The sequence below is a fragment of the Nitrososphaera sp. genome, assembly GCF_050748925.1.
GTDB lineage: Archaea > Thermoproteota > Nitrososphaeria > Nitrososphaerales > Nitrososphaeraceae > Nitrososphaera.
This window is the reverse complement of record NZ_JBOGQF010000249.1, coordinates 1-1,149: the sequence shown is the minus strand read 5'-3', so window position 1 is coordinate 1,149 and position 1,149 is coordinate 1. Positions and strand designations below refer to the sequence as shown.

Below are 1,149 nucleotides of genomic sequence, written 5' to 3'. Positions count from 1 at the left end.
GACGTCGACCGTCTTGCTGCTGCTGTTTCGGGCCACGTTCCATCCCCTGTGGGAGTACGACGCTTGGGCGTTCTGGGATCTCAAGGCTCGTGCTTTTTACCATCACCGAAGCATCATCCCTTTCATCCTCGACGAGGACTTTCCGCTCGCTCATGATGATTACCCCCTGCTCCATCCGCTCGCAGGAACCCTGCTGTACTTGACGCTTGGACGGTCCCATGATGCGGTGCAAATTCTGCCGTGTTGTTCTACGCGTGCGTCGTCGTCATTTTTTGCCATCTCCTCGCACGAAGTGGCGCCAGTCGCCATCTCGCGCTTCTTCTCACAGCAGGTTTTGCTTTCCTGCCGAACGTGTTGCATTGGAGTCAGTATTACTACGCCGAAACAGCGATGCTGTATTACGCCGTAGCGACAACCGGCTACATGTTTCTCTATCTCCGGGAGCAAGAAGTGAAATGGCTCTACGTGTCGGCCCTTGCCGGTGGGTTTTTGACCCAGACCAAGGTCGAGGGCGTCTTTTTTGTCATCCCCGCAGCTTTTGCGCTGGCGGCCGGGTGCGTCCGAAACCGTAACTTTCAGCTTGTCAGGCGTGCTGCGGTTTACGTCGTCGTTGTCGGAGTTATCTTCGCACCCTGGTGGATCGCTCAAAGATTCGTGCTTGGCGTGCAGGGCGGGGTCTCGCAGATTGCAGTTCGGGATGTCCTGGAGCAGGTAGCCTATTTACCAAAGGTTGCCACGGTTTTCATAAGCTGGCTGTCAACGATGGAGTACATGGGCGCCTACGTGTTCTTGTTCCCGTGTGCGGCCCTGGTGGTCGGGTTGAACATGCGACAGTACGTCGGACGGTTGGCGTCAGCGTACCTCCTCGGGGCCACGCTCTTTTCGGTGGTCCCGTACGTCATCTTTTTCCTGACCATGCCGATTTGGCTGATTGAACATACGTTTGGGCGCTACTTCATCGTCTTCACCGGTCTGGTCTACTTCGTCGTCGCACTCGAGGCGATAAGGCTCGCCCTGACGCCGCGCGGTGACAGCGGGCAGATGGTCGCAACAGCTTGCCTATTGACCTGGTTCGGAGCAGTGTTGACCTTTTGGCTGCTGCCCGACATCTCATCTCGTCTCGCGCCAAAGGCACATGCGGAATACGCC

At 57.0% G+C, this 1,149-nt stretch carries 1 protein-coding gene; it reads left to right on the top strand.

Annotated features, from left to right (window positions below):
• Nucleotides 1-240 precede the first annotated feature (240 nt).
• The coding region (locus ACREAY_RS12010) for a glycosyltransferase family 39 protein (RefSeq protein ID WP_431756001.1) at nucleotides 241-1,149 on the top strand (909 nt) is incomplete at its 3' end.